Here is a 7102-nt window from a genome sequence, read left to right as displayed (position 1 = left end):
GCAATGGAGCAGACTATGACTGACACTACCGATATCAAGCCCCGCGTTCGCCGGACCCACCTGGCGCTGTTCGTAAAAGATCCTTTCGCCTCGGCACCCTGGTACGAAGACGTGCTCGGCATGCAGGAGGTCGCCCGCGGCGAGCGCTGGGTGTTCCTGTCGTTCGGCAAGAAGCACCACGACATCGCGCTGATTCGCGTCGACGATCCGCAGAGCACGACACGCGGAACCGTCAACATGCAGCACTACGGGCTCGAGATCGAAGGCGATATGAATGAATTTCGACGCTTGTACGGAATGCTGATCCGGAAGAATGTCGATGTGGTCAAGACCACCGATCACAAGGTCGGATACGGTTTGTACTTCCACGATCCGGACGGCCACCGATTCGAATTCTTCCTGGAGACCGTGCACGACGACGACGAAGGCAAGCGTGTGCTCAATGCTCACCATGCACCGAGCGATCCGTTCGATATTCAGCCTCTCTGACCTCGCATCCACTGCCTAAAAATCGGGACTCGACTAGATGAAGAAACCGAATTTCGGTAGCTACCATATCCGCAAATGGTACCTGCAGATCGAAGATACTCTCGCGGGCGAGACCGGCGCGCCGCCCGATGGAAATCCGCTGCGCAAGATCGTCGTGGCGGCGTGCATCCACAACCCCTTTGCCGGGCGCTATGTGGAAGACCTTTCGCCGTTCATCGGCCCTTCGCCCGATCTCGGACGGGAGTTCGGCCGGCGCATTCAAGAGGCTGCGCAGGGGCAGGCCATCGAAAGTTACGGCAAGGCTGTGCTCGTGGGCATCGATGGAGAGTATGAGCACGGCAACGCGCTGCTCACGAATCCGGCGGCCAACCCGGTGCGCGATGCCGTCGGCGGCGGGAAGTCTTGGGTGCCTTCCACGGGCAAGCGCGGCGGCCCGGGCACCAGCATCGACATACCACTTGCGCACAAGGATGCGCTGTACGTGCGTTCCCATTACGACACGGTCACTGCACAGTTCAACGACGCGCCCAACAGGGATGAACTGCTCGTGATCTGGGCGTTTGCCACGCGCGGCCGTCTTAATGCCCGCCTGGGAGGGCTGAAGGCATCCGAAATCAAGGGCGAAGACGGGCTGCACTGACCGAGGGCAACGGGCATGAGTCGCGAAGACTACCCCCAGGCGGACTGAGGCGCTTTCTTGCGCAAGGAATGATATGCAGATCCGATATCCCGAACTGGCTTTTTTCGTCGACGGCGTTTTCCATGGCCACGCCGGACGCCGTTCCTGCGTGGTCCGCAACCCGGCCGACGAATCGGTGCTCGGGCTTCTTCCCTGGGCGGAACCCGATGAGGTCGACAGCGCGCTGAAAGCCGCGCATCGGGCTTTCCCGTCCTGGCGCGACGCGTCGCCCCTGCTGCGTTCCGACATTCTGCGTCAGGCCGCTCATCTCATTCGCGAACGGGCGGACGAAATCGCTTGCGGCATCACGCTCGACAACGGCAAGCCGTTCGCCGATGCGCGGGCCGAAGTGTTCAATTCCGCCGAACATATCGACTGGCATGCCGAAGAAGGTCGGCGCATATACGGGCGCATCGTTCCTCCGCGCGAACCGAACGTGCGCCAACTGGTGCTGCGCGAGCCCGTCGGCGTCTGCGCCGCCATCAGCCCCTGGAACTTTCCGTTCGGGCAGGCCATCAAGAAGGTCGCGGCGGCGCTGGCGGCCGGCTGCACCATGGTGCTCAAGGGGCCGGCGGAGTCGCCCAGCGCCATTGTCGCCATAGCGCATGCACTGCAGGACGCCGGGCTGCCGCCAGGCGTGTTCAACATTGTCTGGGGCAATCCGGTCGATATTTCCCGGCGCTTCATCGAATCGCCCCTGGTCCGCGCCATTTCGTTCACCGGCTCGGTGCCGATCGGCCGCGAGCTTGCCTCGCAAGCCGCGTTCCACATGAAACGCATGAGCATGGAGCTCGGAGGGCACGCGCCCGTGCTCGTATTCGACGACGCCGACCTCGATCGGGCAGCCGCGCTGCTCGCCCGCCTCAAGACCCGCAATGCGGGCCAGGTGTGCGTATCGCCGACGCGCTTTTTCGTGCAGCGAGGCGTTCACGATCGCTTCGCCGACGCCTTCCGCAAGGCATTGTCGGCCGTCAGGATCGGCCAAGGCTTCGAAGAGGGCGTGCAGATGGGGCCGCTTATCCACGAGCGCCGGTTCCAGTCCATCGTCGATCTCGTCGACGACGCGCGCCGCGAAGGAGCAGACCTCGTGACCGGAGGAAGGCGCATAGGCGAACGCGGCTGGTTCCACGAACCGACGCTGCTTGCGAACGTGCCCGACACGGCGCGCATCATGCAAGAAGAGCCCTTCGGACCGCTGGCCGCGCTCTCGTCTTTCTCGACTATCGACGAGGCGCTCGAACGGGCCAACGCCTTGCCGTTCGGCCTGGCGGCGTACGTTTTCACGAACTCTTTCCGGGTGTCGACTCGCGTCGCGAACGGCCTGCAAGCCGGCATGGTGAATATCAACCATTCCGGAATGGCCAACCCAGAGCTGCCTTTCGGCGGCGTGAAAGACAGCGGGTTTGGCAGCGAAGGAGGAACAGAGTCGTTCGACAGTTTCCTCGTTACCAAGATGATTTCGCAGGTTTGAGCAGAACGGCCTGTTCGAACTGCAAGACCCGCCGCCACCGGTATCGGCCGAGCCACCGGCCAAACTCATTCAAACATCAGGAGAAACGAACATGGATTTGAACCTCGAAGGCAAGGTCGCCGTGGTGACCGGAGGCAGTCTCGGCATCGGACGCGCCGTCGCGGAGGCCTTTGCGCGCGAAGGCGCGCGCGTGGCCATCGTCGCGCGCAGCCGCGGGCCGCTCGAGCAGGCGGCGCGCGAAATCTCCGAGGCGACGGGAGGAGATATTCTTCCCGTGCCGGCCGACGTGAGCGACACCGCTCAGGTACAGGCTGCCATGGATCTCGTGGCCGAGCGCTTCGGACAGCTCGACATCCTGGTCAACGGCGCGGCCCACCCGGGCGGCCTGGTGCGCAGCGAAATCGAGAACGCCAGTCCCGAGGGCCTGCTCGACGATATCAACATCAAGGTGGTGGGATACATGCGCTGCGCGAAGGCCGCCTCGGCCCACATGCGCAAGAACGGGTTCGGCCGCATCATCAACATCGGCGGGCTGACCGGGCGCGGTAGCAAACAACTCTCCGGCATGCGCAATGTGGCCATCTGCCACATGACCAAGACCTTGTCCGACCAGTTGGGACCCGCGGGCATCACCGTCAATGTCATCCATCCGGGCGTGGTCGAAACACCGCATATTCACGAACTCTATGAAAAGGAAGCGAAGCTGCAGGGGCTGACCGCCGGCGAGGTCGAAGCCAATTATGCCAAGGCGACGCCGATTCGCCGGGTGCTGCAGACCAACGAAATCGCGGATGTGGTGCTGTTCCTCGCATCCGGCCGTGCCGCGGCCATCACGGGTGAATCGATCGCTGTCGATGGCGGTATCACGCGCGGCATTTTTCTCTGACGCCGGGCGCGCGATCTATTATTAATTAAATCTATCAATTAATAATTATTAATTGATAGATTTAATGGTTCATTTGCGAATCCCCATCACTGACGATCACTTTTGGTATTATTATTTTCGTGATTTTTGTTTGTTTGGTACTACAAAATCATGAGGTAGTGCACGAATGATCCTCTCGGCGGATCTCCACGGCAAAACATGGGCAGGAAGGATGAAGCCCAATGCCCGCAAGGAATGCGGGGGATGCCTGGGTCATGCGTGAGAGGGGAAGAACAACCCGTTCAAAAGGAACCACCATGGATCGCCGTGACTTCAATCGCCGTCTCGCCACGCTTCTCGGGGCAGGGATGCTCCCCACGGTCAATGCGCACGCTGCGCAAGTTGCGTTGCCGAGCATGATCGATTTGATCGTGCCTTTTGCCCCCGGCGGCGGAACGGACCAGCTTGCCCGCGCGCTCGCCCAGGTCGTTACGCCCGATTTCGCGGGCAGCAATATCGTTGTGGAAAACAAGCCTGGCGCCAACGGCGCCATTGCGGCACGCTTTGTCTCCAATCAAAAGGCGGACGGCGGCACCGTGCTGCTCGGGAGTTCAAGCACCCAGGCGCTCGGTCCGCTCATTCTCAAATTTGAAATCGATCCCATCAAAGATCTCACGCCGGTTTCGCTTCTTGCGGAGATAGCAAACGTGCTGGTGGTGCCGGCCGAATCGAAGATCAAGACCCTTGCCGACTACATCGCATACGCCAAGAATCACATCGTGACATTCGGCTCCTTCGGCGTTGGATCTTCGGGGCATCTATATGGACTGCTATTTGCGGCGACGGAAAAAATACAGCTTACGCATGTTCCCTACAAAGGCTCGAGCCAGGCGATAACCGACATGCTCGGCGGGAACGTCGACAGCGTATTTCTGACTACCAGTGCAGTGTACGGATTGGCGAAAGCCGGCAAAGTCCGGGTGCTTGCCGTAACCGGACCGCATCGAACCGGTTTGTTCCCCGAAGTTCAGACGTTCAAGGAGCTGGGAGTCCGATCGCTCGATTTCAACGGCTGGTTCGGACTTTTCGCCCCCAAGGGGACGCCGCCGGAAATCGCCCGATCTATTGCCGATCGCACAAATTCCGCGACGAAGGATAAAGACTTCGTTCAACGCATGAAGAGCGAGGGCTATGACTGGGTCGGAGGCGGTCCGCAGGTCCTGGACCGGGAACTGCGCTCCTCGATCGATATTTACAAGAAAATCCTGGCAAAAAATCCCATTAAGATCTGAGAGTAGAAAGTCATGCATGGTATTGAATTGACGGTTCGCAAGTGGAGCGTGAGCCAGGAAGAAACCCTGACCACCGAACTGGGCATGTCCGCCGACGGCGAGCCGCTGCATAAATATGCAATTGCCGCCACGATCAAAAATCCTTATGCCGGCCAGTTTGGCCCGTCTTTGGAACCCATAGTCGCCGCGTCCGAGTCGCTGGGCCATGAGTTTGCGCGCCGCATCAAAGCGGCTGTCGGAGATCGCGCGATCGAAAGCTACGGCAAGGCATGCATCGTCGGCACGGCGGGCGAATACGACCACGGAAATGCGTTCATCACGACAGTGTTTGCCGAGCCAATACGAGCGGCCGTGGGCGGCGCGAAAGCCTGGATCCCATCGACGGGGAAGCGCGCGTCGCTGGGAAGCCAGATCGACGTTCCGCTGGCCCATAAAGATGCGCTCTACGTGCGCTCGCATTACGATACTTATACCTTGGCGTTTCCCGATGGTCCGGCGCCCGACGAGGTGGTCGTCGTTGTGGCGCTTGCAACGCGCGGACGCCTTCGAGCTCGCCTGGGGGGGCTGAAATCCAGCGAAATCAAGGGAGAAAATGGACTTTATTGAAGAGGCGGCGCCGCTTCGCCGCCAAGCCGAAGACGCGCTTCGCCGGAGAATCCTCTCCGGAGAACTGTCGCCGGGAGACCGGCTGAAAGAGCGCGAGCTTGTCGAGTTGCTGGGCGTGAGCCGCACCTCCATTCGCGAGGCCTTGCGCCAGATCGAAGCCGAGGGCCTGGTCACGCTCGAGCCGAACAGAGGCCCCGTCGTTTCGCGCCTGAGCTATGAGGATGTCGAAGATCTATACGAAGCTCGCGGTGCCTTGGAGGCCCAGGCGTGCATCGGATTCGCATCGCGCGCCACCAGCCGCCATATGCTCGAACTGCAGGACGCATTCGGCGAGCTTCGTGCGCTCGCTCTTGCCGGCGATATAGAAGGAACGGTCAGACTGAGCGACCGGTTCTACGATGCGATTCTGGAAGGAAGCGGAAATCGATTGCTCAAGAGAATGCTGCGCCAGCTCCACAATCGAATCGTGCTTTTGCGGCGCACCTCGCTGTCGGAAGGCGGTAGATTGCCCGAGACTCTGGCTGAGCTTACCCAGATTTTCGAAGCATTGGTTGCGCGCGACGACCGGGCGGCCGCGGCTGCATCCCGGCATCACGTGCAACAGGCCGAACGCGTAGCGCTAAGGGTAATTCGCAATGCCGGGAAAAAATGATTCGAATCGTCAAGATCTGGCACCTGCAGGCGCCCCCATGGACGGTCTGAAAGGAGAATCCGCCGCATCTTGCATGGCCAGGGACTGCTATATCGCGCTCAACGGACTCAAGTTCCATTATGCCGAGTGGGGGCCGGCCGATGCCCCGGCCGTGATCATGCTGCATGGCCTTCGAAGCTACGCGATGACATTCGAACCGCTGGCCATGTTGCTATGCAATCGGTTTCGCGTCATATCGCTGGATCAGCGGGGGCGAGGCCTTTCGGATTGGGACCCCGCAGCGAATTACTACGCCGACCAGTATGTGAGCGATCTGGGAGCTCTGGTCGATGCGCTCAGCCTGGACCGTTTTCACTTGCTTGGCCATTCGCTCGGAGCCATCAATGCGCTCTATTACTCAAGGGATCACGGGGAGCGTCTGCTCAGCCTGATTCTCGAGGAATACGGTCCCGGATCCGAGGCGCAGGGAGCCGGCCAGGATCGCATCAAGCGGGAGCTTCAACAAACGCCGTTGAAATTTGAATCCTGGGCCCAGGCAGCCCGGTTTTGGCGCGACGCGCGACCACATATATCCGAAGTCGCGCTGGCTTCGCGCTTGAAATATTCGCTGAAGGAGACGGCTGACGGAATCGTCTGGCGCCACGATCAGGCAGGCATTGCCCAGGCCCGCCTGGAGCCCGCTCCGGGCCATGCTCTGCCCGATCTTTGGCCGGCGGTGCGCAAGCTCGGATGTCCCACGCTGTTGCTGCGCGGAGCGCGCTCGGATTACCTGTCCGCCGAAACTGCCGAGAAAATGGCGCGGCTGAATGAGCGGATACTGATCGAGGAGATTCCCGAGGCCGGGCATTATGCCCACGACGACAATGCATTGGCGTTCGAGCGTGCGGTGCTCCGGTTCTTGAGCTCGGTCGAGACGCCATCATGTTGATCGGACTCCCTCCGCCCTATCGACGGCTCATAGCATCAGCCAATGCGAGGTTTTAAAACCGTCGCGTGACGCAAATGTAAGTCGAGGATCCCGGAGGAATCCGAAGCACGGGGCGGCCAT

Annotated in this window: 8 protein-coding genes; all 8 read left to right on the top strand. The window is 60.7% G+C overall.

Translation table 11 applies throughout. The annotated features are described in order from the left end of the window. The first annotated feature begins 15 nt into the window (after positions 1-15). Positions 16-489: a VOC family protein gene (locus tag ACTHJ1_RS07495; RefSeq protein ID WP_440190018.1), complete on the top strand. Its 474-nt coding sequence runs from the start codon at positions 16-18 to the stop codon at positions 487-489. A 37-nt stretch (positions 490-526) separates the two neighbouring features. Next, entirely contained in the window at positions 527-1129 is a 603-nt protein-coding gene (locus ACTHJ1_RS07490) for an amino acid synthesis family protein (protein WP_440190015.1), read from the top strand. Between the two features lie 73 nt (positions 1130-1202). Then, complete coding sequence (locus ACTHJ1_RS07485) at positions 1203-2639, top strand: NAD-dependent succinate-semialdehyde dehydrogenase (RefSeq protein ID WP_440190012.1); 1437 nt, start codon at positions 1203-1205, stop codon at positions 2637-2639. A gap of 91 nt (positions 2640-2730) precedes the next feature. Continuing rightward, positions 2731-3525 carry an SDR family NAD(P)-dependent oxidoreductase gene (locus ACTHJ1_RS07480; protein WP_440190009.1) on the top strand — a complete coding sequence of 265 codons (795 nt, stop codon included), beginning with the start codon at positions 2731-2733 and terminating at the stop codon, positions 3523-3525. A gap of 296 nt (positions 3526-3821) precedes the next feature. Then, entirely contained in the window at positions 3822-4796 is a 975-nt protein-coding gene (locus tag ACTHJ1_RS07475; protein WP_440190006.1) for a tripartite tricarboxylate transporter substrate binding protein, read from the top strand. Between the two features lie 12 nt (positions 4797-4808). Beyond that, positions 4809-5402, top strand: a complete 594-nt coding sequence (locus ACTHJ1_RS07470) for an amino acid synthesis family protein (RefSeq protein WP_440190003.1) — start codon at positions 4809-4811, stop codon at positions 5400-5402. Beyond that, entirely contained in the window at positions 5389-6054 is a 666-nt protein-coding gene (locus ACTHJ1_RS07465) for a GntR family transcriptional regulator (RefSeq protein WP_440190000.1), read from the top strand. The genes ACTHJ1_RS07470 and ACTHJ1_RS07465 overlap by 14 nt, the downstream gene beginning before the upstream one ends. Before the next feature lie 37 nt (positions 6055-6091). Further along, the gene (locus ACTHJ1_RS07460) at positions 6092-6982 is read left to right on the top strand and encodes an alpha/beta fold hydrolase (protein WP_440189997.1); all 891 of its coding nucleotides are present in this window, start codon (positions 6092-6094) and stop codon (positions 6980-6982) included. Positions 6983-7102 lie beyond the last annotated feature (120 nt).

The organism is Bordetella sp. (assembly GCF_051960075.1).
GTDB lineage: Bacteria > Pseudomonadota > Gammaproteobacteria > Burkholderiales > Burkholderiaceae_B > Bordetella.
The sequence above is the reverse complement of the archived record's forward strand: the minus strand, read 5'-3'. Positions and strand labels throughout refer to the sequence as shown.